1 protein-coding gene is annotated in these 2186 nt (G+C 43.7%); it reads left to right on the top strand.

Going from position 1 to position 2186, the window contains the following annotated elements; all coding sequences use genetic code 11:
• Positions 1-574 precede the first annotated feature (574 nt).
• Entirely contained in the window at positions 575-2095 is a 1521-nt protein-coding gene (locus tag F6J99_RS44390; protein ID WP_293123666.1) for a reverse transcriptase domain-containing protein, read from the top strand.
• The last annotated feature ends 91 nt before the right edge of the window (positions 2096-2186 follow it).

Here is a 2186-nt window from a genome sequence, read left to right as displayed (position 1 = left end):
TGGGTGCGGCTCGTTCCAACTAGGAGCCTTCAGCGACTGAAGGGGTATGAGTTGGGGACTTGCGCAGGATAAAACCTGAAAAGTCTAACTACCTATCGGATGCAGGTGAAAGCCCTGCCTATGAGGAGACATATGACTCCCTACCTGACCACACCGAGCAAGCGGCAACTTGCAGAGTGAAGCTGGTATCAGGGCACAATCAGTTGACCATAAGCAGGTAACAACACTGGTGCTAACGGGGAGGTGACAAGGTCTAAATAGTCCTAGAAAAATGTCTAAAGTCCCAACCACAACCTGAACAAACCATGTGGAAGAAATCCTCTACTCTCACAGTGTTCTCCAGTTGATAACTGTAATCTCCGAGAGGGGGATAGGCAAATTGGACTGACCTAAATCACCGTAACAATCTGACAGGTGGAACGAGTAAAAACGATAGAAACAAAATGGGTCTGAGGAACGGTCGAAACCTCGGTAAGATATGCCAATCTTAATCCCCACTATCGGGTAAGATGTGTTCAAAACTGGACACGGGTTCTCAGAATATATTCAAACTAAGTAGAGCATGGTTAGACACATGTCAAATAGATATAGTGAACTATGGAAAACGCCACCCTGGAAGAAACTCCGGCAAAGCGTCTTCCGCCTACAAAGAAGAATATATAAAGCAATTCAGGCTGGTGACACAAAGAAAGCTAGGTCACTTCAAAAGTTGATGATGAAATCCCGTTCAGCTCAACTGCTGGCCGTCCGACAAGTAACACAACTAAATCAGGGAAAACGCACTGCTGGTATTGACGGCAAAGAAAGTCTCAACTACCGTGAACGAATGGAACTGGTTGAAGCATTAAATCAATATGGAACCAACTGGAAACATAATGGTTTAAGAGAAATCCCAATCCCTAAAAAGAACGGGAAAATCCGAATGCTAAAAATACCAACCATAGCAGACAGAGCATGGCAATGTCTAGTAAAATATGCCCTCGAACCAGCGCACGAAACAACCTTTCACGCTCGGAGTTACGGGTTTAGGACTGGACGTGGAGCGCATGATGCACAGAGGTACATATACAACAACTTAAGGTCATTCTGTAATGGGAAGACCAAAAGAGTAATCGAACTAGATATCAAGAAGTGTTTCGACAGAATCTCCCACAGTTCCATCATGAATAGGCTGAATGCCCCCAATAATCTGAAACAGGGGATATTCAGATGTCTAAAAGCAGGGATTCACCCAGAATTTCTTGAACAAGGAACACCCCAAGGAGGAGTAGTAAGTCCACTCTTAGCCAACATAGCACTTGACGGAATAGAAGAAATACACCCATCAGTCCGATATGCGGATGACATGGTAGTATTTCTAAAGCCAAAAGACGACGCAGGAAAAATTCTACGAAAAATAGAACAATTCCTAAAAGAACGGAGTCTCGAAATCAGCCAAGAAAAAACCAAAGTAACCAAGACGACAGACGGATTTAACTTCCTTGGCTGGCACATGCGAGTCAAGCAAAACGGAAAATTCCACTGTACTCCCTCAGCGGAGAACTATAGGAATATACGTGAGAAGATTAAAAACGTAGTCAACAGCTCGAATTATGGTGCTAAAGTCAAAAGTAAAAAATTAGCTCCTATCGTAAGAGGGTGGCGAAACTACCATAAATGGTGTGACATGAGCAGCTCTCGGGATAGCCTATGGTTCCTAGACAAAACGGCAGGCCGCAAATTCAAAAAGGAGAAGAAAATAGACAAACACCAGGCCGTGGAACTATGTAAAAAAGCTTTCCCTAAGGTAGGATACAAGCAAAACAAGCATGTAATGGTAAAAGGGACTAAGTCCCCATATGATGGAGACATAGTCTATTGGAGTAAACGAAACAGTAAACTCTACAACAATATTACAGCTAAGACTCTAGACAAGCAAAACCATTCCTGTGGATATTGTAATCTGAAATTCATTGATGAAGAAAGAGTACACCTCCACCACATCGATGGAAATCACAACAACTGGAAAGAGGACAATCTCATGGCTGTCCATCAAAGTTGCCACCAACAAATTCACTGGAGCACGTCACAAGATGACTGCAAGCCGAAAGGTTGAAGGAGAACCTAGGAGCCGTATGAGGTGAAAGCTTCACGTACGGCTTTGGAGCGGAGGTGCATCGGGTAATACCGGACATCGACCGTAATAA

The organism is Moorena sp. SIO4G3 (genome assembly GCF_010692305.1).
Classification (GTDB): Bacteria; Cyanobacteriota; Cyanobacteriia; order Cyanobacteriales; family Coleofasciculaceae; genus Moorena; species Moorena producens_A.
Note: the sequence above shows the minus strand (reverse complement) of the source record. Positions and strands in the feature narration are given on the sequence as shown.

What these genes read in the sequence shown, in the direction of transcription:
- F6J99_RS44390 (WP_293123666.1), top strand. Translation starts at nt 575, where the DNA reads ATGTCAAATAGATATAGTGAACTATGGAAAACGCCACCCTGGAAGAAA.